Genomic DNA, 23,181 nt, shown 5'->3' with positions numbered 1-23,181 from the left:
GGCAGGAGTACCACATGCCCGCGCTCGCTTCGCGCACCACCCGAACCCTGCTGATCGCGACCCTCATCGCAGTCGGCCCCGCCGTGCAGGCCCAGGAGGCCTCGACGAAACAGCTCGCGCCGGGATTCACCGCCCGCGCGCCGGAGTCGCGCCTGGTGATCCTGCCCGCCGACATGGAGCTGTACTCCATCAGCGCCGGCGGCGTGGTGGAACCGCGCGAGGACTGGACGCAGTCGGCGCAGACGAATTTCATTGCCGCCCTGGCGGCCCAGAAGCAGCGGCTGGGTCCCCACGTGACACAGCTCGATGCCGCGCAGGGGGACGAATTCGCGGACATCACGACGCTGCACCGCGCCGTCGCCGATGCGATCTCCCTGCACCACATCCAGGGCGGGCTCATGGCGCTGCCCACGAAGGGAGAACGGCTGGACTGGTCGCTGGGCGACGCCGTGCGACCGATCAAGGAGCGCACCGGCGCCGACTACGCGCTGTTCACCTGGATGCGCGACAGCTACACCAGCAACGAGCGCAAGCTGGCGATGGTGGCCTTGGCCTTGCTCGGTGCCATCACCCTCGGTGGAGAACAGGTCGGCTACGCCTCGCTGGTGGACCTGAACACCGGCCGCGTGGTCTGGTTCAACAAACTCGACCGGATGTGGGGCGACCTGCGGGACGCCGGCGCCTCCGTCGAGACGGTGGAGGCGCTGCTCAGGGGCTTTCCTGGAGCCGCCGCCAGCGCGGAGGTGCCCCATGCAAAGCAGTGACACCGGCCGGCGCGGCTTTCTGCGGTCTGCCTGCCGCCATTGCCTCGGCCTTGGCGCGCTGGCAGGCCTGCCCGCGATCGCCCAGGACCTGTCCTCGGTCCGGGTTCCGCCGCGTTTCAAGCGTCCCGCCGCCGACACCGACGAAGGAGGCCTGTGGGGCCTGATGGACCGCGAGGAGGCTCGCCTGAAGCGCAGCCCCCTGACGATCCAGGACAAGGACCTGAGGGCCTACCTGTCCGACCTGGTCTGTCGCCTGAGCGAAGGCCACTGCGCGGACATCCGCGTCCATCCGGTGCGCGTGCCGAAGTTCAACGCCATGATGGCGCCCAACGGCATGATGCTGGTCTGGAGCGGGCTCATGCTGCGGGCGGAGAACGAGGCGCAGCTGGCGGCGGTCCTGGGCCACGAGCTGGGCCACTACCTGGAGCGTCACCAGGTCGAACAGTTGCGCGCCGCCAAGGACCGCGCGGTGCTGTCCACCCTGGTCGGCATGGTCGGTGGGGTCGGGTCGGTCCTGGGCCAGATCGGCCTGCTCGCGGACACGTTCGCCTTCTCCCGCGAGCACGAGGAGCGCGCCGACCGCATGGGCATGCGCCTGATGCGCCATGCGGGCTATGACGGCCGCGAGGCCGCCGTCGTCTGGGAGAACCTGCTTGCCGAACTGCGCATCACGGGCGGCAAGGACGCGGGCAAGCGGGGGGACATGTTCGAAACGCACCCGACCACGGCCGGCCGACGCGACCAGCTGTTGCAGCTGGCGGGCGACGCCGGCGGCATCACCGGCGAGCACCGCTACCGCAAGGTGATCGCCCCGCTGCGCCTGGGGTGGCTGCAGGACGAAGTGAAGCGCGGGCAGTACGAAGAGAGCCTCGTGTTGTTCGACCGGATGCTGGCGAAGGCGCCGGGGGACGCCGAGTTGCTCTATGCCCGTGGCGAGGTCCGCCGCCTGCGCGACGATGCGGGCGACCTGGAACTGGCCCGGTCCGACCTCGACGCGGCCAGCCGCGTGCCCAAGGCGCCGGCGGAAACCTTCCGCGCGCTGGGGCTGGTGCACAGGCAGCGCAACGACCGCGCGGCGGCAGCCCAGGCCTTCGAGACCTATCTGGCCCAGGCGCCCCAGGCTCCCGATGCCGCCATGGTGCGCAGCTACCTCGCGGAGCTGAAGTGATGCAGAAGATCCTTGGATTGCTGCTGGCGCTGCTGCTGGCCGCCTGCGCCAACGTCAGCCGAATGGAGGGCGAGCAGGTGGTCAACGACAGGCTCGCCGTCCACCTGACCGACGCGTGGAACAAGGTGAGCGATCCGTGGGACGTCGATCCCTACGACACCTGGACGCAAGAGGGCCTCCCGCTGGACCATCTGCGCCTGTGGGGCGGCGTGCGACCCGGGCAGCCGCTGATGACCCGGCCCGCCGTGTTCTCGCGCGCCGAGGATGCCAAGGACCGGCGCGTGCCCACCTTCCGCGTGGGGCTGCCGCCGGAACGGCTCGTGAGCCTGTTCGAAGAGCTTTATGCGACCGCGGGAACCGTGACCGTGACCAGGATGGAGCCGGCGATGTTCGCGGGCCAGAAGGGCGTGCGCTTCGAGTTCACGCTGGCACGCCGCTCGGACGACCTCGACATGCAGGGCGTGGGCTGGGTCGCCGTGCGGCAGGATGCCACCTGGGGCGAAGAGCTCTACGCCGCCACCTTCGTGGCGCCGCGGTTGTCCTTCTACCAGCGGCTGCTGCCGTTGGCGGAAGCCGTGGTGAAGAGCGCGCGCATCCGCAGTACACCCCCACGGTCCTGATCGAGGTCCCGCACCGGGAGACGGGCCGCCCCAAGGCGGCTCGCCCGTTTCAGCTCACCCGTGCTTGATGGCCACGGTCTTGAGCGTGGTGAACCCGTAGAGCGCCTCGAAGCCCTTCTCGCGGCCGTAGCCCGAGGACTTCACGCCTCCGAAGGGCAGTTCCACGCCGCCGCCGGCGCCGTAGTTGTTGATGAAGACCTGGCCGCTGCGCACCCGCTTGGCCATGCGAAGCATGCGGGACCCGTCGCGCGTCCAGATGCCGGCCACCAGCCCGAATTGCGTGCCGTTGGCGAGTTCCACCGCGTGGTCCTCGTCGCGGAAGCTCATGGCCGCGAGCACCGGGCCGAACACTTCTTCCTGCGCGAGGCGGTGCGAGAGGGGCACGTCGCGCAGCAGCGTGGGCGCCTGGTAGAAGCCGGACTCGGGCGCTTCGTCGACCACCGTGCCCTGCGCCACCACGGGGATCCCGGCATGCTGCGCGTCCGACAGGAAATCCCACACGCGCTGCTGCTGCGTCTGGCGGATCAACGGGCCCACGTCCAGGTCCATCGCCGCGGGACCCACGCGCAGCCGCGAGAAGGCCTCGCCGAGGCGTTCCAGCAGTGGTTCGTACAGGCTCTGCTCCACCAGCAGGCGCGAGCCGGCGGAGCAGGTCTGCCCGGCGTTCTGCACGATGGCGTTGATCACCACCGGCAGCACCTCGTCGACGTCGGCATCGGCAAAGACGATCTGCGGGCTCTTGCCGCCCAGCTCGAGGGTGACGGGGCAGTGCCGCTCGGCGGCCACCTGCTGGATCAGCGTGCCCACGCGCGGGCTGCCGGTGAAGCTGATGTGGTCGATGCCGGGATGGCGCGCCAGGGCATCGCCCACCTCATGGCCATAGCCGGTGACGATGTTGATGGCGCCGGCGGGGAATCCCACTTCGGCGGCGAGCTGGGCCACGCGGATCAGCGAAAGGCAGGCGTCCTCGGACGGTTTCACGACGGAGACGTTGCCGGCCGCCAGTGCGCCGCCGACGCTGCGCCCGAAGATCTGCATCGGGTAGTTCCAGGGAATGACGTGGCCCGTGACGCCGTGCGGCTCGCGCCAGGTCATCACCGTATAGCCTTCCTGGTAGGGCAGCGTCTCGCCGTGCAGCTTGTCGCAGGCGCCGGCGTAGAACTCGAAGTAGCGGGCCAGGGCCAGCGCGTCGGCACGCGCCTGCTTGGTCGGCTTGCCGCAATCGCGCTGCTCGATGGCGGCCAGTTCTTCGGCGCACTCGGACACCTTGAGCGACAGGCGCATCAGGAGCCGGCCTCGCTCGGCCGCGCTGAGCTTGCTCCAGGGTCCCTCGAAGCACTGGCGCGCGGCGCGGACGGCCGCGTCGATGTCTTCGGTGGTGCCGCGCTGGATGGTGTCGTAGGTCTGGCCGTCCGACGGGTCGATGACGGGCAGGGTGCGCTCCGCCGAGGAGCGCACCGCGGTGTTGCCGATGTAATGGAGTTGCATGGCGCAATTTTGCGCCAGAACCGTCAGCCCCCCACCGGGACGAACTGGTCGCCGTGCTCCGCCAGCCAGCGCCGCGACGCGGTCGCGTCCTGCTGGCTGGGGTGGAAGTCGCTGCGGAAGTACTCGCGCCAGGGCCGGTAGGTCAGGGTCACCAGCCCGCGCCGGCCGAAGAGGTAGCTCCAGCCGCTCTTCCAGGTGCTCCACTTCCAGAGCGTGCCGTCGCGGTGCAGGTTGTCGACCGTCTGCAACAGCGTGTCGTACAGGAAGAAGACGGTGACGCGCCACATCCACTTGACGCGCCATTCATGGCTGCCGCCGAGGGCCTGGTACAGGTCGAAGGCGGTGCTCTTGTGCTCCGACTCCTCGGCGCTGTGCCACAGCCACAGCGTGGCCAGGCGCGGGTCCTGGTCGCCCAGCAGGTCGGGGTTGTTCAGCATGAAGTCCGCCAGGATCGCGGTGAAGTGCTCGTTGGCCGCAGTGATGCCGAGCCAGTGGCGCGCGTGCAGGCCCTCCATCTGCAGCAGCCGCTTGCGCGCCCTTCCTTCCCATGCGTTGACCAGCCCCAGCTTCTCCAGGTGGGCGTTGTAGAGGGAGTGCAGGCGCCGATGCGTGGCCTCCTGGCCGACGAAGCCCTGGACCTCGGCGCGGAACTGCGCCTGCTGTTCGGTCGGCAGCGTGGCCAGGCCATTGCACCGAGTCGATGAAGAACTGCTCGCCCACGGGAAAGCTCATCGACAACGCATTGAACAGCGCGGTGCGGAAGGCATCGCCCCCGCACCAGTGGCGCGCGATCGGCTGTTCCATGTCCACGAGCAGGCGGCGGACGACGAGGTCGGTCATTTCGTTCCAAAGGATGAGATTGCGCACGCAGTGGTACGAGCTGGTACCATGTTCGCATGCAGGACTGGGCACTGTCAACCACGCAGGAGCACCGCGGGCGGCTGCTGCGCGGCATGGCGCAGTCCGTGGCGGAGAAGGGCTATGCCGACACGACAATCGCCGATGTCGTGCGCGAGGCCAGCGTGTCGCGCCGGACCTTCTACGAGCAGTTCGGCGACAAGGCCGAATGCTTCATCGCCCTGTACGAAGCCGCCAGCCGCAACGCGCTGAAGGTGCTGCGGGAGGCCATCGATCCGGCCCACGACTGGGAGGAGCAGGTCGAACGGGCGATTGGCGCCTACCTGCGATGCATGGCCGGCAACCCGCTGCTGATGCGCACCCTGTTCATCGAGATCCTGGGCCTGGGCCCGGAAGGCCTGGAGGCGCGCCGGCGCATGAACCAGGAGATCGCCGACTACATGCGCGCGGTGGTCGGTCCGGGCAAGGTGACCGCCGGGCTGGCCATGGCCGTCGTGGGCGGCATCCACGAACTGGTGCTGCAGGCAATCGAGGACGGCAAGGTGGACGAATTGCCCAAGCTGACCCGGACGGCCTGCGCGCTGGTCCGGGCCGTCGTGCAGCGCCCATGAAAAAGGCCCGCCGGAGCGGGCCTTGTCGTCGCGGGACTCGCGTCCTCAGGCGTGGAACTTCACCACCAGCGGCACGATCAGCAGCGCCACGATGTTGATGATCTTGATCAGCGGGTTGACTGCCGGGCCGGCCGTGTCCTTGTAGGGATCGCCGACGGTGTCGCCGGTGACGGCGGCCTTGTGCGCCTCGGAGCCCTTGCCGCCGTGGTGGCCGTCTTCGATGTACTTCTTCGCGTTGTCCCAGGCGCCGCCGCCCGTGCACATGGAAATGGCGACGAACAGGCCGGTCACGATGGTTCCCATCAGCAGGCCGCCCAGCGCTTTCGGGCCGAGGATGAGGCCGACCAGGACCGGCACCACCACCGGCAACAGCGACGGGATCATCATTTCCCTGATGGCCGCCTTGGTCAGCATGTCCACCGCCACGCCGTATTCCGGCTTGGCCGTGCCTTCCATGATGCCCTTGATCTCGCGGAACTGGCGGCGCACTTCGACGACGACGGAGCCCGCCGCGCGGCCGACCGCTTCCATGGCCATCGCGCCGAACAGGTAAGGGATCAGGCCGCCGATGAACAGGCCGACGATCACCATCGGGTCGGACAGGTCGAAGGTGATCTGGCGGCCGTAGCTCTCCAGCTTGTGCGTGTAGTCGGCGAAGAGCACCAGCGCGGCCAGGCCGGCGGAGCCGATCGCGTAGCCCTTGGTCACCGCCTTGGTCGTGTTGCCGACCGCATCGAGCGGGTCGGTGATGTCACGCACGGAGGAGGGCAGCTCCGCCATCTCGGCGATGCCACCGGCGTTGTCGGTGATCGGGCCGTACGCGTCCAGCGCCACCACGATGCCGGCCATGCTCAGCATGGAGGTCGCGGCGACGGCGATGCCGTACAGGCCGGCAAGCTGGTAGGCGGCGACGATCGCCATGCAGACGAACAGCACAGGCCAGGCCGTGGATCGCATCGACACGCCGAGGCCGGCGATGATGTTGGTGCCGTGCCCGGTGGTGGACGCCTCGGCGATGTGCTGCACCGGCGAGTACTGCGTCCCCGTGTAGAACTCGGTGATCCAGACCAGCGCGCCGGTCAGGATCAGGCCCACTGCGCAGGCGCCGAACAGGCGGATCTGCGAGCCGCTCGCGGTGATGGCGTTGTCCGGCATGATCCAGAGGGTCACCGCATAGAACGCGACCAGCGACAGCACGCCGGCGATCGCCAGGCCCTTGTACAGGGCGGGCATCACGTTCTTCATGCCCGGGGAGGCCTTGACGAAGAAGCAGCCGATGATGGAGGCGATGATCGAAACGCCACCCAGCGCCAGCGGGTAGAGCACCGCGTTGGTGGGTGCGGCGCTGACGAGCAGGGCGCCCAGCACCATCGTGGCGATCAGCGTCACCGCATAGGTCTCGAACAGGTCGGCGGCCATGCCGGCGCAGTCGCCCACGTTGTCACCCACGTTGTCGGCGATCACGGCCGGATTGCGCGGGTCGTCCTCGGGAATGCCCGCTTCGACCTTGCCCACCAGGTCCGCGCCCACGTCGGCGCCCTTGGTGAAGATGCCGCCGCCCAGTCGCGCGAAGATGGAAATCAGCGAGGAGCCGAAGGCGAAGCCGATCAGGGGATTGAGCAGGTCGGCCAGCTTGCGGTCCGGCGTCAGGTTGCCGTTGCCCACCAGGAACCAGTAGAACGCCGTCACGCCCAGCAGGCCCAGGCCCACCACCAGCATGCCGGTGATGGCGCCGCCGCGGAAGGCGACGTCCAGGGCCGGGCCGATGCCGCGGGTGGCGGCCTGCGCGGTGCGCACGTTGGCCCGCACCGAGACGTTCATGCCGATGAAGCCGCAGGCCCCCGACAGGACGGCGCCGATGATGAAGCCGGTCGCGGTGCGGGTGTCGAGGAACACGCCGATGAGGATCGCGAGGACCACGCCGACGATCGCGATCGTCTTGTACTGCCTTGCCAGGTAGGCCGCGGCACCGGTCTGGATCGCCGCGGCGATCTCCTGCATGCGCGCATTGCCCGCGTCCTGGGAAAGGATCCAGCTGCGGGCCCAGAAGCCGTACACCACGGCCGCGAGGCCGCAGACAAGCGCCAGGATCAGCGCCGAGTTGCCAGTCATTGAAGTTTCTCCTGTCGTTTCGCTTGAGTCTTTGCGAGGGCGCCAACGCTGCGGAGCCCCGCTGCGTTGCTTCCTCGTGGCTCCAGCTGCAGGAGACGATTGGCCAACCGGCGCACTCTATCAGCAAAGGCTTTACACAGAAACGACGTGTCAGCGAGACGGAGGCGTCATTGACTAAAATCAGGGTTTCTCCCGATCAGTCGACTCCACTCCGGTACAACAAAACATGTCCCTCGACCAAGTCTCCCCCGGCAAGAACGTTCCCGATGCCTTCAACGTGATCATCGAGATCCCGATGAACGCCGACCCCGTGAAGTACGAGGTGGACAAGGAGACGGGCGCGATCTTCGTGGACCGCTTCATGAGCACCGCGATGCATTACCCGACCAACTACGGGTACGTGCCCAAGACCATCAGCGGCGACGGCGACCCGGTCGATGTGCTGGTGGTCACGCCGGTGCCCCTGATCCCCGGGGTCGTGGTGACCTGCCGTCCCATCGGCATCCTGAAGATGGAAGACGAAGCCGGGCAGGACGCCAAGGTCCTGGCGGTTCCGATCGACAAGATCCTGTCGATCTACACGCAGTGGCAAAAGCCGGAAGACCTGAACCCGCTGCGCCTGAAGACCATCGCCCACTTCTTCGAGCACTACAAGGACCTGGAACCCGGCAAGTGGGTCAAGGTGCTGGGATGGGAAGGCCCGGAATCCGCCCGCCAGGAAGTGCTGGAAGGCATCGCGAACTACAACAAGCAGCACGGCGCCTGAGCCGGCGGCCCGTGTGTGAAAAAGCGGCCGCGGGCCGCTTTTTCATTGGTGGAAGGGCGAACGGGCTTCCAGGTGCTCCAGGTAGTTCTCGATGCCGCGGCCCTCGCGCCGCAGGAACTGCTCGACCGCGTCCGCGAAAGCCGGGTGCGCCAGCCAGTGCGCGCTGGTCGTCTTGACCGGCATCAGGGCGCGCGCCATCTTGTGCTCGCCCTGCGCTCCGCCTTCGAAACGCTGGTAGCCGTGGGCGATGCACCAGGCCAGGGGCTGGTAATAGCAGGCCTCGAAATGCAGGCAGTCCACGCGCTCGAGCGCGCCCCAATAGCGGCCGTACGCGGCCTGGTCGCCGATGGCGATCAGGCTGCTGGCGATGGGGCGACCCTTGCGCTCGGCAATGAACAGCAGCCAGTTGTCCGGCATGGTGCGCGCCATGCGCCGGAAGAAGTCGCGCGCCAGGTAGGGCGGGTTGCCGTGCTCGAGATAGGTGCGTTCGTAGCACCGGTAGAAGAAGTCCCAGTCAGCGTCGCTGATCGCCGCTCCCTCCGCGTGGCGGAACGTGACGCCGCCCTCGGCGACCTTGCGCCGCTCCTGGCGGATCTTCTTGCGCTTGTCCTGCGAAAGGCTGGCGAGGAAGGCGTCGAAGTCCGAATAACCGGCATTCATCCAGTGGAACTGCACGGTGTGGCGCAGCATCAATCCGGCGTCGGCGCAGGCGGCGATGTCCTCGTCGCTGCCGAACAGCAGGTGCAGGGACGACAGCTTCTTCTCCTTGCACCAGGCCAGCACGGCGCGCACCAGCGCCGCGCGCGACTCCACATCGCGGGCCAGCAGGCGAGGGCCGGGCACCGGTGTGAAAGGCACCGCGGCCAGCGCCTTCGGGTAGTAACGCAGGCCGTGCTGTTCGTACGCATTGGCCCAGGCCCAGTCGAACACGTACTCTCCATACGAGTGGCTCTTCAGGTATAGCGGGCAGGCGGCCGCGAGTTCGCCTTCGCGCCACAGCGTGACGAACTGCGGCGTCCAGCCCGTCCCGCGCACGGCGCTGCCGCTGTCGTGCAGGGCCGCGAGATATTCGTGGCGCATGAAGGGCGAGCCGCCCGCGCGTGCGAGCAATGCGTTCCACGCGCTTGCGTCGATGTCCGACGGGGCGTGCACCACGCGGGTAACATAATCGTTCGACAGGTCCGGCACCTTGCTCATGACACTCAAAATTTGTACGGCGCAGCTCAACGTCATCGTCGGTGACATGGCGGGCAACGCGCAAAAAATCATCGATGCCGCACGGACGGCCTACGGGCAGGGCGCGCGGCTCGTGCTCACCCCGGAGCTGTCGATCTGCGGCTACCCGGCGGAAGACCTGTTGCTGCGCCCCGCCTTCATCGCTGCCTGTGATGATGCCGTGAAAACGGTGGCCAGAGAGCTCGCGGTGTTGAAGGGGCTGCACGTGGTGGTCGGCCATCCGCGCGGCAGCGCCATCCGCGGCAAGTCGGTGCAAGTGCAGATGCGCTACAACGCCGCGAGCGTGCTGTGCGAAGGCAAGGTCATCGAGAGCTACGCCAAGCGGGAACTCCCCAATTACCAGGTCTTCGACGAGTACCGCTATTTCACGCGGGGCCAGGGCACCTGCGTCTTCCAGGTGGAGGACATCAACGTGGGCCTGCTGATCTGCGAGGACGCCTGGTTCGAGGAGCCCGCCCAGCTGGCGCGGGTTTCCGGTGCGCAACTGCTGGTGGTTCCCAACGCGTCGCCCATGCACGTGGGCAAGGTGACGGAGCGGATCACGCAGATGGGCGAGCGCGCCAAGGCGGTGGACCTGCCGCTGATCTACGCGCATCTTGTGGGGGGACAGGACGAGGTGATCTTCGACGGCGGCTCCTTCGCCGTGAACGCCGACGGTTCGCTGGCCGCGCGCGCGCCGGCGTTCTGCGAGGACCTGTTCTACGTGGAAGCGACACCGGGCCCGAATGCGGTGCGGCTGTCGGGGCCGATCGCCCCCGACCTGGGTGACGAAGAGGAGCTCTGGCACGCGCTCGTGATGGGCGTGCGCGACTACATCGGCAAGAACGGCTTTCCCAGCGTCCTGCTGGGACTGTCGGGAGGCATCGATTCCGCCCTGGTGCTGGCGGTCGCCGTGGACGCGCTCGGCGCCGACAAGGTGCGCGCCGTGATGATGCCGTCGCCCTACACGGCCGACATCTCCTGGATCGATGCCCGCGACATGTCCCGGCGGCTGGGCGTGCGCTACGACGAAATCTCGATCAAGCCGGAATTCGAGGCCTTCAAGCAATCGCTGGCGAAGGAGTTCGCCGGGCTGTCCGAAGACACGACCGAGGAGAACATCCAGGCGCGCATCCGAGGCGTCCTGCTGATGGCGTTGTCGAACAAGTTCGGCGGCATCGTACTGACCACCGGCAACAAGAGCGAGATGGCCACCGGCTACTGCACGCTGTACGGGGACATGGCAGGCGGTTTCGCCGTGATCAAGGATGTCCTCAAGACCACGGTGTTCAGGCTGGCGCGCTGGCGCAACGCGAACGACCCGTTCGGCAAGGGCATGAACCCGATCCCGGAGCGCATCATCACCCGGCCCCCCAGCGCCGAACTTCGGCCCGACCAGGTCGACCAGGACAGCCTGCCGCCCTACGAGATCCTCGATGCCATCCTCACGCGCTACATGGAGAACGACCAGGGCATCGAGGACATCGTCGCGGCAGGGTACGAGCGCGCGGTGGTCGAGCGGGTGGCGCGGCTGGTGCGCATCAACGAGTACAAGCGGCGGCAGGCGCCCGTGGGCATCCGCGTGACCCACCGCGGCTTCGGCAAGGATTGGCGCTATCCTATTACCGGCAAGTTCAGGGCTTGATCACCGGATAGGGGCGCAGTTGACCCATCGGGTGGCCGAGTCCCGGCGGGGAGAGCCGGCAAGGCCGGTGCCCCTGCGAGCAGGACTGCGCTGCGCGACGCTCCGTGCAGTCCCCGGAAGACGGATGCCGTGCGGCCTTACAACGAGATTGCTGGAGAAGCCATGAAACAGATCACCGCCATCGTCAAGCCCTTCAAGCTGGAAGAGGTCCGCGAGGGGCTGGCCGAGTGCGGCGTGACGGGCCTCACGGTCACCGAGGTCAAGGGCTTCGGCCGCCAGAAAGGGCACACGGAGCTCTATCGCGGCGCCGAGTACGTGGTCGACTTCCTTCCCAAGGTGAAGGTCGAAGTGGTCGTCAAGGACGACGACGTGGACCGCTGCGTCGACGCCATCGTCAAGGCCGCCCGCACCGGCAAGATCGGCGACGGCAAGATCTTCGTCACCACCGTCGAACGGATCGTGCGCATCCGCACCGGCGAGATCGACGAAAGCGCGGTCTAGTCCATCCGCCGAGCCATGCGGGGCGGTGGAAACCGCGCCGCGTCGGGGCTTTGGCCCCTAGATCTGCGAGACGTCCACGGGCCGGGCATCGAATCCAGCCGCCTGGACCAGTTGCGGCAACAGGCTCGCAGGCTCGCTGCCCACCGTGAGCAGTTCCATCTGGGCGGCGTTCATGAAGCCGTGGCGCACGCTTTGTTCCAGGAACTGCAGCAGCGGCCGGTAGTAGCCATCCTGGTCCAGCAAGGCCACCGGCTTGTGATGGAAGTTCAGCATCCGCCAGCTCCAGGCCTCGAAGAATTCCTCGAAGGTTCCGATGCCGCCCGGCAGCGCCAGGAAGGCGTCGGCCCGCTCGGCCATCATTGATTTGCGCTGGTGCATGTTGTCGACGATGTGCAGTTCCGTGCAATCGCGCTTGGCCCATTCCCGCTCCACCATGGAGCGCGGGATGATGCCCACGACACGCGCGCCATTGGCGAGCGCCGCATCCGCCAGGATGCCCATGAGGCCGTTGTTGCCGCCCCCGTACACCAGCTGGCCGCCATGCTGGCCGATCCAGTTCCCGACCTCGGCGGCTACCTGGGAAAAACGAGCGTCGGCGCCAGTGCGCGAGCCGCAATACACGCAGAGCGAGAACTTGGGAGTCATGGGAAGAAGAAATGCCAGAGGCCGGCGGCCCAGATGCCGCCCGCCAGGAGAAGTGAGAGGAACACCGCGGCGCTGCCCATGTCCTTCGCGCGCTTGGACAGGTCGTGGCGTTCGAGTCCGATGCGGTCGATGGCCGCCTCGATGCCGGTATTGAGCAGCTCCACCATCATCACCAGCAGCACCGAACCGGCCAGGAGGGCGACTTCCACCCAGTTCCGGCCGATCCAGAAGGCAAGCGGGACCATCGCGAATGACAGGCAGGCCTCCAGCCGGAAAGCTGCCTCTTCCCAGCCTGCGCGCAAGCCGGCCATCGAATAGCCGGTGGCGTGCCAGACCCGGTTGAATCCGGTGCGGCCCTTCTGGGGATTGACGACGTCCGGCAGGACTTCCTCGCGGCTGGTCATGCGGGCGATTGTCGCCTAGGCCTCGCCTGCGTCCACCAGCCGGGTTCCGGCCCATGCGTCGTGCCAGAACTGGCGCTGGGGATGCAACTGGCTGAGCAAGCACCACACGGCAACCCAGCCGGCGGCAATCCCGCCGAGTTGCGGAAGCGAGTAGCGGCCGGAGGTGTAGGCCGCAAGGGGCACCGAAAACCAGATGGAGCAGAACAGGTAGCGCAGCAAGGCGCGACCCTGCGTCAGGCGGCGGCCGTGGCGGTCGACGATGCGGATGCGCCAGGTCTTCATGGCCAGCGTCTGCCCGCGCGACCAGAGGTAGGAAAAGTAGATGGCGAACACCACGGCGAGGAAGCCCTGGAGCAGCCAGCGGCGCGGGTCCATTCCGCTGCGCATGTCGACGGTGACCGAAAACACCAGGGAGGCGACCAGCGCGATCGCGAACAGCAGGAAGGCTTCATAGAGCCAGGCCGCCATGCGGCGCCCCAGGCTGGGCGCGGCCAGGGAAACGTCGGCGCTCAAGGCTGCAGGGGGGCGAGCGGCTGGGGCAGCAGCGTGTTGTTGTCCACCTGCCCCGGGACGACGGCGATCTTGGCGGCGTCGTCCTGCTTCTTCGACTTCGGGATCTTGGCGAGCTTCTGCTGCGGCACCGGCTTGACCGCCGTGGCGGTGGGAGGCGGCGCCGGCTTGGCGGCGGCGCCGGCAGCGAGCTTGCTTTTCTCCTCAGGCGGCAAGGCTTGGTAGGCCTCCCATTTGGCTCGCTTGTCGGTGGGCGCGACCTTTTGCGCTTCCGCGTAATTGAGGCGGGCCAGGGTCCGCTGTTGCGGCGACAGCGCCGCCCACTCCGTCATGCGGCTATGGAGGAGCGCCTGTTCCGCCGGCTGCATGATGAAGAAGTTTTCCGACAGGGCGATCCACTTGCGCTTGTGGGCCTCGCCCAGTGAACGCCAGGTGACCGAAAGCGGCGCCAGCGCCGCCTGCTGCGCGGGTGTCAGGGTGGTCCAGGTGGGTAGCGCCTCGGCCCGGGGAGCCGGTGCGGTGCGCACCTGGTTGGCGCGAATCGGCGCCTGGGTCGACACCGAGGGCTTCGGGGACTGTGCCACCGTGGTGCGCGGCGGGACCGGAGCAGCGGGCGTGGGGGCGATCGGAGCCTCTGCAGCGCAGGCGAGGCCCACTGCCAGCCCTGCAGCGAGCAGGCCGGTGACCGTTGCATGGCTGCGGGGCGGCGTCATCTTGTCGTGTTCAGTCGCCGCCGCCAGCCTTCAGGAACTGGACGAAGCCGGGATCGGCGTACGCCGCCGGCGGCAGGTCGTCGGTGAGCAGGGCGGCGTCGACTTCCGCCAATTCGTTGGCGCGGCGCTCGGTCTGGACGGTATGGATCAGCACGAGGCCGGCGGCCAGCACCAGCAAGGGCAGCACGGACGCGATCCGGTGGATCCAGTTGCGGCCGCCAAGCGCGAGCGTGGCGCTGGCACCACGGCCAACCATGACAGGCGCAACTTCCGGTTGCTTGCGCACCTGCAATGCACGCACCCGGGCGGCGCGCAGGCGCTCGCCCACCTCGTACGCCATTGCGTCGGTGCCGGCGTCGAGGCGCATGGCGACGCGGCGGCCGAACTGGTCGGCCAGCGTCGAGGCGCGCAGTGGGTCGTGAGCGGTCGTCATAGTTGTATTCCCTTGGCCTTCAGTGCCTTGCTGAGGGCGGCCACCGCCCGGGAGCAGTGGGTCTTGACACTGCCTTCCGAGCAGCCCATGGCCGCCGCCGTCTCGGCCACGTCCATGTCCTCCCAGTAACGCATTAGAAACGCTTCGCGTTGACGGGCGGGAAGTTCCATGACCTCGGTTTCGATTTCACGCAAGATCTGAGCCCGTCGCGTCGCATCTTCAGCGCTTTCCACCTGCTGAGAGGGGTCGGCCGAGGAATAAGTTTCCAGGAGGTCGAAATCGCCGTCCTCCGAAGCGGACTCGAAGTCGCTCAGGTTGGAAAAGAGGGCGTTGCGGGTCTTCTGGCGGCGAAACCAGTCCAGGGTGCAGTTGGAAAGGATGCGCTGGAACAGCATCGGGAGCTCGTTCACCGGCTTGTCGGCGTAGTGCTCCGCCAGCTTCATCATGCTGTCCTGGACGATGTCCAGCGCCGATTCCTCCTCCCGCACGTGGTAGACCGTGCGCTTGAAGGCACGCTTTTCGACGCCCTGAAGGAAATCCGAGAGTTCGCGGTCTGTGGCCAAGAGTGCGGGGCGCCTGTGATGCGTTGTTCGGGTCGCGCGCAGGCCGCTGGAGCGACTGGGCAGCCGGAAATTATGGCATTGCGGCGGTCGGGCTCTTGGGGGCCGTCTGCTGCAGTGCGATAATGCGGCCTGCAAGTCAAAGGCAAACGAGTCCTGGTCCGGTGGTGCGAAGCGCCCGCCCATGGCCAGGTGCTCTAAGTCCCGACGCAGCTTCACGAGAGCGGGCGAAGGGGCACCCCAAGGTTCGTAGTTCGAAACCCGAAAGGTTGATCATGGAAATCTCCCGCACGGAGCTCAGCTCCGCGGCCGCCGCCACGGCAGGCCAGACCAACGAATTTCGCGGAGCCGAAATCCTCGTCAAGGCCCTCCAGGCCGAGAACGTGAAGTACGTCTGGGGTTACCCGGGTGGTGCGGTTCTGCACATCTACGACGCGTTCTACAAGCAGGACACCATCCAGCACGTGCTGGTGCGTCACGAGCAGGCGGCGGTGCATGCGGCCGACGGCTACTCCCGTGCCACCGGCGACGTCGGGGTCGCGCTGGTGACGTCCGGCCCTGGCGTCACCAACGCAGTCACCGGGATCGCCACCGCGTACATGGATTCCATCCCGATGGTGATCGTCACCGGCCAGGTGCCCACGGCCGCGATCGGCCTGGACGCCTTCCAGGAGTGCGACACGGTCGGCATCACCCGCCCCATCGTCAAGCACAACTTCCTGGTGAAGGACGTGCGCGACCTCGAGATGGTGATGAAGAAGGCCTTCCACATCGCCCGCAGCGGCCGCCCGGGCCCGGTGGTGGTGGACATCCCCAAGGACGTCTCCTTCAACAAGACGCCCTGGAACGGCTACGCCGAGAAGCTGGAGATGCGCTCCTACAACCCGGTGCGCAAGGGCCACAGCGGCCAGATCCGCAAGGCGCTGCAATTGCTGCTGGCGGCCAAGCGTCCCTACATCTATTCGGGCGGCGGCGTGGTCCTCGGCAACGCGAGCGAAGAGCTCCGCACGCTCGCCAACCTGCTTGGCTATCCCTGCACCAACACGTTGATGGGGCTGGGTGCCATCTCCGGCACGGATCCCAAGTTCCTGGGCATGCTGGGCATGCACGGCACGATCGAGGCCAACAACGCGATGCAGAACTGCGACGTGCTGCTGGCCGTGGGTGCGCGCTTCGACGACCGCGTGATCGGCAACCCCAAGCACTTCGCCTCCAGCGACCGCAAGATCATCCACATCGACGTGGATCCTTCCAGCATCTCCAAGCGGGTGAAGGTCGACATCCCGATCGTGGGCGACGTGAAGGAAGTGCTGGCCGAGCTGATCGCTCAGATCAGGGAATCCGGGCAGAAGCCCGATGCCGCTGCCCTGGGCGGCTGGTGGGAGACCATCGACGGCTGGCGCAAGAAGGACTGCCTGCGCTACGACCGCAACAACCGCGACGTCATCAAGCCGCAGCACGTGATCGAGACGCTCTGGAACATGACGAAGGACGTGGAGGCCTACGTCACTTCCGACGTCGGTCAGCACCAGATGTGGGCCGCGCAGTTCTACAAGTTCCCGGAGCCGCGTCGCTGGATCAATTCCGGCGGCCTCGGCACCATGGGCGTGGGCATTCCCTACGCCATGGGCATCAAGCTGGCGAAGCCGGACTCCGAGGTGTACTGCGTGACGGGCGAGGGCTCGGTGCAGATGTGCATCCAGGAACTCTCCACCTGCCTGCAATACAACACGCCGATCAAGATCCTGGCGCTGAACAACCGCTACCTGGGCATGGTGCGCCAGTGGCAGGAACTCGATTACGAGGGCCGCTACAGCCACAGCTACATGGACGCGCTGCCCAACTTCGTGAAGCTCGCCGAGGCCTATGGCCACGTGGGCATGCTGATCGAGCGTCCGGCGGATGTGGAGCCGGCCCTGCGCGAGGCGCGCAAGCTGAAGGACCGGACCGTGTTCATGGACTTCCGCACCGACCCGACCGAGAACGTCTGGCCGATGGTGAAGGCCGGGCAAGGCATCACCCAAATGCTCCTCGGAAGCGAGGACCTGTAAACCGACGCGGCGGGCCTGCCCGCCGCACTCCCGAAGAATCTATTGGCTGCCAAGCCTGCCGCTTACCGGCTGCAGGGGAGGGCGCCGAAAAGAGGAATCGCACATGAAGCACATCATTGCCGTGCTGCTCGAAAACGAGCCCGGCGCACTCTCTCGCGTGGTGGCCCTGTTCTCGGCGCGCGGCTACAACATCGAGTCGCTCACCGTGGCGCCGACGGAAGACCCGTCGCTGTCGCGCATGACGATCCAGACCACCGGCTCCGACGACGTGATCGAGCAGATCACCAAGCACCTGAACCGCCTGATCGAGGTGGTGAAGGTCGTCGACCTCACCGAAGGCAGCTACACCGAGCGTGAGCTCATGATGGTGAAGGTGCGGGCGGTGGGCAAGGAGCGCGAGGAGATGAAGCGCATGGCGGACATCTTCCGCGGGCGGGTCATCGACGTCACCGACAAGAGCTACACCATCGAACTCACGGGCGACCAGTCCAAGAATGACGCTTTCCTGCAGGCCATCGACCGCAGCGCCATTCTCGAGACGGTTCGCACCGGTGCCAGCGGTATCGGCCGCGGCGAGCGCATCCTGCGCCTCTGATCACCCCCCTCAACACACCCCGAAGACGGATTACTAGGAGAGACCATGAAGGTTTATTACGACAAGGACTGTGACCTCAGCCTGATCAAGGGCAAGACGGTCGCCATCATCGGCTACGGCTCGCAAGGCCATGCGCACGCGCAGAACCTGAACGACAGCGGCGTCAAGGTCATCGTCGGCCTGCGCAAGGGCGGGGCTTCCTGGCCCAAGGTCGAAAAGGCCGGCCTGAAGGTCGCCGAGGTTGCCGACGCCGTCAAGGCCGCCGACGTCGTGATGATCCTGCTGCCCGACGAGCAGATCGCCACCGTGTACAAGAACGACGTCGAGCCGAACATCAAGCAGGGTGCGTCGCTCGCCTTCGCGCACGGCTTCAACGTGCACTATGGGCAGGTCGTGCCGCGCGCCGACCTCGACGTCTGGATGGTCGCTCCCAAGGCTCCCGGCCACACCGTGCGCAACACCTACACCCAAGGCGGCGGCGTGCCCCACCTGGTGGCCGTGCATGCCGACAAGTCCGGCCGCGCTCGTGACCTGGCCTTGTCGTACGCGATGGCCAACGGCGGCGGCAAGGCCGGCATCATCGAAACCAACTTCCGTGAAGAGGCCGAGACCGACCTGTTCGGCGAGCAGGCCGTTCTGTGCGGCGGAACCGTCGAACTGATCAAGGCCGGCTACGAGACGCTGGTGGAAGCCGGCTACGCGCCCGAGATGGCCTACTTCGAGTGCCTGCACGAACTGAAGCTGATCGTGGACCTGATCTACGAAGGCGGCATCGCGAACATGAACTACTCGATCTCCAACAACGCGGAGTACGGCGAGTACGTCACGGGACCGCGCATCATCACCGACGAAACCAAGAAGGTGATGAAGCAGGTGCTCAAGGACATCCAGACCGGCGAATACGCCAAGAGCTTCATCATCGAGAACCGCGCCGGCGCCCCCACCCTGCAGTCGCGCCGCCGCCTGAACGCGGAGAGCTCGATCGAGGTGGTGGGCGAGCAGCTGCGCGCGATGATGCCCTGGATCAAGAAGAACAAGCTGGTGGACCAGACCCGCAACTGACGCACCTCGTGCGCCGTGCAAAGGCCGCCTCCGGGCGGCCTTTCTTGTTGGGCGCGCCGATCCTGCCTTTACACTTGCGCCATGCATGATGGACACGACGACGAGATGCCTGCCGAGGGAGTGGTGGTGCGCAAGCGCCGCAAGGGCATCTACATCCTGCCCAATCTCTTCACGCTGGCGGCCCTGTTCGGTGGCTTCTATGCCATCGTCATGGCCATGAACGGCCGCTTCGACCTGGCGGCCGCGGGCGTTTTCAGTGCGATGGTCCTGGACAGCCTCGACGGCCGCGTCGCGCGCATGACGAACACGCAGAGCGCTTTTGGCGAGCAGATGGATTCGCTGTCGGACATGGTGTCCTTCGGGGCGGCTCCGGCGCTCATCGCCTACGAGTGGGCGCTCAAGGGCCTGGGCCGCTGGGGCTGGATCGCGGCGTTCGTTTACTGCGCGTGCGCCGCCCTGCGGCTGGCCCGCTTCAACGTGAACACCGCCGTGGTCGACAAGCGTTATTTCCAGGGCCTGCCATCCCCGGCCGCGGCGGCACTGGTGGCCGGGTTCATCTGGCTGATGACCGACTATGGGGTGAAGCCCTACGACATCACCTGGATCATGTTCGCGGTGGCGCTGTACGCGGGACTGACGATGGTCACCAACGTGCCGTTCTACAGCTTCAAGGACGTCCAGATGAAGAAGAGCGTGCCCTTCGCCGTGATCGTCCTGATCGCGCTGGGCATCGCGGTGATCAACATCGACCCGCCGGTGGTGCTGTTCGCGATCTTCGTGATCTACGGCCTGTCGGGCTACGTCCTGTACTTCTGGCGCAAGGCGCGCGGCGAGCGCGCCAGCGTCATCAGCACGTCGACCGACGAGCCCGAGGAATCGGGGTTGCACCGATAGAAAACCCTCATGCGGCGGCCGCTCGGGCCTGTGCTAAAGTCCAAACCATGAACCGCATCGCGCTGGCCCTACTACTCATCCCCCACGGGCGGAGACGGTAGCGCGTGCGCAGAATTCCGGATCACGGCCCGTTTGCACCAGCAGCGGGCCGTTTTTCATTGGGGCTGCTGGTTCCACCACCCCAACGAGAGATCACCATGCCGATGTTGAAGAATCCCGCCAGCAAGTACCGGTCGTTCCAGCCGGTCCACTTGAAGGATCGCACTTGGCCGGACGCCGTGCTGACCAAGCCTCCCGTGTGGTGCAGCGTGGACCTGCGCGATGGCAACCAGTCGCTGATCGAACCCATGGACATCGCCCGCAAGCTGCGCATGTTCGAAACCCTCGTGGCGATCGGGTTCAAGGAGATCGAGGTGGGATTCCCCTCGGCCTCGCAGGTGGAGTTCGACTTCGTGCGCAAGCTGATCGACGATGACCTCATCCCGCGCGACGTGACCATCCAGGTGCTCACGCAGGCCCGCGAGGAATTGATCCGCCGCACCTTCGAGTCGCTCGAGGGCGCGCGCCGCGTCATCGTGCACCTGTACAACGCCACTGCGCCCGTGATGCGCAAGGTGGTGCTGGGCCTGGACGAGGACGGCATCGTGAACCTCGCCGCTGCGCAGGCGCGCCTGTTCCAGGAACTGGCGGCCCAGCGGCCGGCGACGGACTGGGTGTTCCAGTATTCGCCCGAGATGTTCTCCGGCACCGAGCTCACGTTCGCGAAGCGCGTCGTCGACGCGGTCACGGATGTCTGGCAGCCCATGCCCGCACGCAAGTGCATCGTCAACCTGCCGTCGACGGTGGAGCACTCGACGCCCAACATCTTCGCGGACATGATCGAGTGGATGCACCGCAACCTGGCGAGGCGTGACGGCATCGTGCTTTCGGTCCACCCGCACAACGACCGCGGCACGGGCACGGCGGCCGGCGAGTTCGCGGTGATGGCGGGGGCCGACCGGCTGGAAGGTTGCCTGTTCGGCAATGGTGAGCGCACCGGCAATCTCGATCTGGTAAACGTGGCGCTGAACCTCTACAGCCAAGGCGTGGACCCTGGCCTGGACTTCTCCGACATCGACGAGATCCGCAGAACGGTGGAGCACTGCAACCAGCTGCCCGTGCACCCGCGCCATCCGTACGTGGGCGACCTCGTTTACACGTCCTTCTCCGGGTCGCACCAGGACGCGATCAAGAAGGCGTTCGCTGCGCGCAACCCGGCGGACGTCTGGGACATGCCCTACCTGCCGCTCGATCCCAAGGACCTGGGCCGCAGCTACGAAGCGGTGATCCGGGTGAACAGCCAATCGGGCAAGGGCGGCATCTCCTACCTGCTCGAGTCGGAGTACGGCCTGGAATTGCCGCGGCGGCTGCAGATCGAATTCAGCCGGGTCGTGCAGGGCGTGATGGACGCGAGCGGCAAGGAATTGAGCGCGCGCGATCTCTGGGACCTTTTCGGCAAGGAATACTCCCTGGAACAGGGCAGTGTCGCGCACCAGGTGCTGGAGTCGGGCGGTGGCGCGACCGGCGAACTCGTGACTTTGGCAGCCGACCTTCGCATGGGCGAGCGCAGCATCACGGTGCGTGGCATCGGCAACGGCCCCATCGACGCCTTCGTTCAAGGGCTGGGCCAGGCAACCGGCGAAGCCATCCGCGTGCTCGACTACCATGAGCATGCGATCGCGTCCGGCGCCGATGCGCGCGCTGTTGCGTACCTGGAATTGCGTGTCGGCGATCGGACGCTGTTCGGTGTCGGCATGGACGCGAACATCGTGTCGGCGTCGCTCAAGGCCATCGTTTCGGGTCTTCAGCGCGCAGGCATCGCCAACGAACAAGAGGAATCCACATGGACCAACTGATCATCTTCGACACCACCTTGCGCGACGGCGAGCAGTCGCCCGGCGCATCCATGACGAAGGACGAGAAGCTCCGCATCGCGCGCCAGCTGGAGCGCCTGCGGGTGGATGTGATCGAGGCCGGATTTGCCGCCAGTTCCAACGGCGACTTCGAGGCGGTTCAGTCCATCGCCAACGCGATCAAGGACTCCACCATCTGCTCGCTGTCGCGTGCGAACGATCGCGACATCGCGCGGGCCGCGGAAGCGCTCAGGGGCGCCAACCGGGCGCGCATCCACACCTTCATCGCGACCTCGCCGCTGCACATGGAAAAGAAGCTGCGGATGACGCCCGAGCAGGTGCTGGAGCAGGCTAAGCAGTCGGTGCGCTTTGCCCGCAACCTGTGCGCGGACGTCGAGTTCTCGCCCGAGGATGGTTACCGCAGCCAAGTGGACTTCCTCTGCCGTGTGCTGGAGACGGTGATCAAGGAAGGCGCGACGACCATAAACGTGCCCGACACGGTGGGCTACGCAGTGCCCGAGCTCTACGGGCAGTTCATCAAGACGCTGCGCGAGCGCATCCCGAATTCGGACAAGGCGATTTGGTCCGTCCACTGCCACAACGACTTGGGCATGGCGGTGGCCAATTCACTGGCCGGCGTGAAGCTCGGGGGCGCGCGGCAGGTGGAGTGCACGATCAATGGACTGGGCGAGCGTGCCGGCAACTGCTCTCTGGAAGAAGTCGTGATGGCGGTGAAGACCCGGCGAGACTATTTCGGCCTCGACGTGAACATCGACACCAAGCACATCGTCGCCGCCAGCAGGATGGTGAGCCAGACGACAGGCTTCGTTGTGCAGCCGAACAAGGCGGTGGTCGGCGCCAATGCCTTCGCCCATGCCAGCGGCATCCACCAGGATGGAGTGCTCAAGGCGCGCGACACCTACGAGATCATGCGGGCGGAGGACGTGGGCTGGAGCGCCAACAAGATCGTGCTCGGCAAGCTGTCCGGCCGGAATGCATTCAAGCAGCGGCTGCAGGAGCTGGGCGTCGAGCTCGACAGCGAGGTGGAAATCAATGCCGCATTTGCGCGGTTCAAGGAACTGGCCGACCGCAAGAGCGAGATCTTCGACGAGGACATCCTGGCGCTCGTCAGCGATGAATCGGTGACCAAGGAAGAAGAGAGCTATCGCCTCGTTTCGCTGCGGCAACACAGCGAAACCGGCGAACGGCCGCACGCAACGGTCGTGTTTACCTCGGATGGCAAGGAGGTGCGAGGCGAATCGGACGGCAATGGACCCGTCGATGCCTCGCTAAAGGCCATCGAAACGCAAGTGAACAGCGGGGCGGAAATGGTGCTCTATTCCGTGAACGCCATCAGCGGCTCAACCGAGAGCCAGGGCGAGGTCACGGTCCGGTTGCAGAACTCCGGCCGCGTGGTCAATGGCGTGGGAGCCGATCCGGACATCGTTGTCGCGTCCGCCAAGGCTTACCTCAGCGCGTTGAACAAGCTGCGCAGCAAGGTGGAGCGCGTCGCGGCGCAAGGGGGTGGAAATGTTTAGGGTTAATCCGGATACTGAAGCTCAGCTGTGAGATTAGCCTTCTAAGTCATTGATTTTTGTAACTTTTGCGCCCGCCGGTACACGGCCGAAGTACACTTCGCGTTAGGGGTGCTGTAAGGACTGTCCTACACCCCAG

22 protein-coding genes and 1 pseudogene are annotated in these 23,181 nt (G+C 66.5%); 13 read left to right on the top strand and 10 right to left on the bottom strand.

What is annotated here, in order from left to right:
- Positions 1 to 14: 14 nt before the first annotated feature.
- The 3 genes from AC1DSA_RS08420 to AC1DSA_RS08410 are packed head-to-tail and all read left to right on the top strand — an operon-like array spanning position 15 to position 2,552.
- A complete protein-coding gene (locus tag AC1DSA_RS08420; protein WP_477887971.1) occupies positions 15 to 764 on the top strand; it encodes a hypothetical protein in 750 nt (249 codons plus the stop codon).
- Complete coding sequence (locus AC1DSA_RS08415; protein ID WP_477887969.1) at positions 751 to 1,932, top strand: M48 family metalloprotease; 1,182 nt, start codon at positions 751 to 753, stop codon at positions 1,930 to 1,932. The genes AC1DSA_RS08420 and AC1DSA_RS08415 overlap by 14 nt, the downstream gene beginning before the upstream one ends.
- Complete coding sequence (locus tag AC1DSA_RS08410) at positions 1,932 to 2,552, top strand: hypothetical protein (RefSeq protein ID WP_477887967.1); 621 nt, start codon at positions 1,932 to 1,934, stop codon at positions 2,550 to 2,552. The genes AC1DSA_RS08415 and AC1DSA_RS08410 overlap by 1 nt, the downstream gene beginning before the upstream one ends.
- Before the next feature lie 54 nt (positions 2,553 to 2,606).
- Here the strand turns inward: AC1DSA_RS08410 and AC1DSA_RS08405 are convergent, their stop codons facing one another.
- Both AC1DSA_RS08405 and AC1DSA_RS08400 read right to left on the bottom strand, forming a co-directional pair.
- Positions 2,607 to 4,040, bottom strand: coding sequence for an aldehyde dehydrogenase family protein (locus AC1DSA_RS08405; RefSeq protein WP_477887965.1), 1,434 nt, complete (start codon positions 4,038 to 4,040; stop codon positions 2,607 to 2,609).
- Between the two features lie 23 nt (positions 4,041 to 4,063).
- A pseudogene (locus AC1DSA_RS08400) lies at positions 4,064 to 4,880 on the bottom strand (metal-dependent hydrolase).
- Between the two features lie 56 nt (positions 4,881 to 4,936).
- Between AC1DSA_RS08400 and AC1DSA_RS08395 the strand changes: the two are divergent.
- Positions 4,937 to 5,509, top strand: coding sequence for a TetR/AcrR family transcriptional regulator (locus AC1DSA_RS08395; RefSeq protein WP_477887963.1), 573 nt, complete (start codon positions 4,937 to 4,939; stop codon positions 5,507 to 5,509).
- A gap of 45 nt (positions 5,510 to 5,554) precedes the next feature.
- Here the strand turns inward: AC1DSA_RS08395 and AC1DSA_RS08390 are convergent, their stop codons facing one another.
- Positions 5,555 to 7,621, bottom strand: coding sequence for a sodium-translocating pyrophosphatase (locus AC1DSA_RS08390; RefSeq protein ID WP_477887961.1), 2,067 nt, complete (start codon positions 7,619 to 7,621; stop codon positions 5,555 to 5,557).
- 226 nt (positions 7,622 to 7,847) lie between these two features.
- On the opposite strand from AC1DSA_RS08390, the gene ppa reads away from it, so the two are divergent.
- Positions 7,848 to 8,387 (top strand): inorganic diphosphatase, encoded by a 540-nt coding sequence (ppa, locus tag AC1DSA_RS08385; protein ID WP_477887959.1) that lies wholly within the window; start codon positions 7,848 to 7,850, stop codon positions 8,385 to 8,387.
- A 42-nt stretch (positions 8,388 to 8,429) separates the two neighbouring features.
- Here ppa and AC1DSA_RS08380 read toward each other — a convergent pair whose 3' ends face one another.
- Positions 8,430 to 9,584 (bottom strand): GNAT family N-acetyltransferase, encoded by a 1,155-nt coding sequence (locus AC1DSA_RS08380; RefSeq protein ID WP_477887957.1) that lies wholly within the window; start codon positions 9,582 to 9,584, stop codon positions 8,430 to 8,432.
- Here AC1DSA_RS08380 and AC1DSA_RS08375 point away from each other — a divergent pair.
- Positions 9,583 to 11,247 carry an NAD+ synthase gene (locus AC1DSA_RS08375; protein ID WP_477887955.1) on the top strand — a complete coding sequence of 555 codons (1,665 nt, stop codon included), beginning with the start codon at positions 9,583 to 9,585 and terminating at the stop codon, positions 11,245 to 11,247. The two genes, AC1DSA_RS08380 and AC1DSA_RS08375, sit on opposite strands and share 2 nt — an antisense overlap.
- Positions 11,248 to 11,409: 162 nt before the next feature.
- Positions 11,410 to 11,748 (top strand): P-II family nitrogen regulator, encoded by a 339-nt coding sequence (locus tag AC1DSA_RS08370; protein WP_477887953.1) that lies wholly within the window; start codon positions 11,410 to 11,412, stop codon positions 11,746 to 11,748.
- A gap of 57 nt (positions 11,749 to 11,805) precedes the next feature.
- Here the strand turns inward: AC1DSA_RS08370 and AC1DSA_RS08365 are convergent, their stop codons facing one another.
- The 6 genes from AC1DSA_RS08365 to AC1DSA_RS08340 are packed head-to-tail and all read right to left on the bottom strand — an operon-like array spanning position 11,806 to position 15,016.
- Positions 11,806 to 12,393 (bottom strand): LOG family protein, encoded by a 588-nt coding sequence (locus AC1DSA_RS08365; protein WP_477887951.1) that lies wholly within the window; start codon positions 12,391 to 12,393, stop codon positions 11,806 to 11,808.
- A complete protein-coding gene (locus AC1DSA_RS08360) occupies positions 12,390 to 12,797 on the bottom strand; it encodes a diacylglycerol kinase (RefSeq protein ID WP_477887949.1) in 408 nt (135 codons plus the stop codon). Before AC1DSA_RS08360 ends, AC1DSA_RS08365 begins: the two co-directional genes overlap by 4 nt.
- Before the next feature lie 15 nt (positions 12,798 to 12,812).
- Entirely contained in the window at positions 12,813 to 13,310 is a 498-nt protein-coding gene (locus AC1DSA_RS08355; RefSeq protein ID WP_477887947.1) for an RDD family protein, read from the bottom strand.
- On the bottom strand, positions 13,307 to 14,020 hold the full coding sequence (locus AC1DSA_RS08350; protein ID WP_477887945.1) for a DUF3106 domain-containing protein: 714 nt from the start codon (positions 14,018 to 14,020) through the stop codon (positions 13,307 to 13,309). The genes AC1DSA_RS08355 and AC1DSA_RS08350 overlap by 4 nt, the downstream gene beginning before the upstream one ends.
- Before the next feature lie 10 nt (positions 14,021 to 14,030).
- Complete coding sequence (locus AC1DSA_RS08345; protein WP_477887943.1) at positions 14,031 to 14,453, bottom strand: DUF3619 family protein; 423 nt, start codon at positions 14,451 to 14,453, stop codon at positions 14,031 to 14,033.
- Positions 14,450 to 15,016: an RNA polymerase sigma factor gene (locus AC1DSA_RS08340; RefSeq protein WP_477887941.1), complete on the bottom strand. Its 567-nt coding sequence runs from the start codon at positions 15,014 to 15,016 to the stop codon at positions 14,450 to 14,452. Before AC1DSA_RS08340 ends, AC1DSA_RS08345 begins: the two co-directional genes overlap by 4 nt.
- Positions 15,017 to 15,288: 272 nt before the next feature.
- Here AC1DSA_RS08340 and AC1DSA_RS08335 point away from each other — a divergent pair, with 272 nt between their 5' ends.
- From AC1DSA_RS08335 to AC1DSA_RS08310, 6 genes are all read left to right on the top strand, one after another.
- On the top strand, positions 15,289 to 17,064 hold the full coding sequence (locus AC1DSA_RS08335; RefSeq protein WP_477887939.1) for an acetolactate synthase 3 catalytic subunit: 1,776 nt from the start codon (positions 15,289 to 15,291) through the stop codon (positions 17,062 to 17,064).
- Positions 17,065 to 17,167: 103 nt separating this feature from the next.
- Positions 17,168 to 17,659, top strand: coding sequence for an acetolactate synthase small subunit (gene ilvN / locus AC1DSA_RS08330; protein ID WP_477887937.1), 492 nt, complete (start codon positions 17,168 to 17,170; stop codon positions 17,657 to 17,659).
- 45 nt (positions 17,660 to 17,704) lie between these two features.
- Complete coding sequence (ilvC, locus tag AC1DSA_RS08325) at positions 17,705 to 18,721, top strand: ketol-acid reductoisomerase (protein WP_477887935.1); 1,017 nt, start codon at positions 17,705 to 17,707, stop codon at positions 18,719 to 18,721.
- Positions 18,722 to 18,802: 81 nt separating this feature from the next.
- Positions 18,803 to 19,615, top strand: coding sequence for a CDP-diacylglycerol--serine O-phosphatidyltransferase (gene pssA, locus AC1DSA_RS08320; RefSeq protein ID WP_477887933.1), 813 nt, complete (start codon positions 18,803 to 18,805; stop codon positions 19,613 to 19,615).
- A gap of 203 nt (positions 19,616 to 19,818) precedes the next feature.
- Positions 19,819 to 21,510, top strand: a complete 1,692-nt coding sequence (gene leuA, locus AC1DSA_RS08315; RefSeq protein WP_477888046.1) for a 2-isopropylmalate synthase — start codon at positions 19,819 to 19,821, stop codon at positions 21,508 to 21,510.
- The gene (locus AC1DSA_RS08310; RefSeq protein ID WP_477887931.1) at positions 21,498 to 23,045 is read left to right on the top strand and encodes a 2-isopropylmalate synthase; all 1,548 of its coding nucleotides are present in this window, start codon (positions 21,498 to 21,500) and stop codon (positions 23,043 to 23,045) included. The genes leuA and AC1DSA_RS08310 overlap by 13 nt, the downstream gene beginning before the upstream one ends.
- The last annotated feature ends 136 nt before the right edge of the window (positions 23,046 to 23,181 follow it).

It is taken from the genome of Ramlibacter sp. P4_H7 (genome assembly GCF_056400765.1).
The sequence above is the reverse complement of the archived record's forward strand: the minus strand, read 5'-3'. Positions and strand labels throughout refer to the sequence as shown.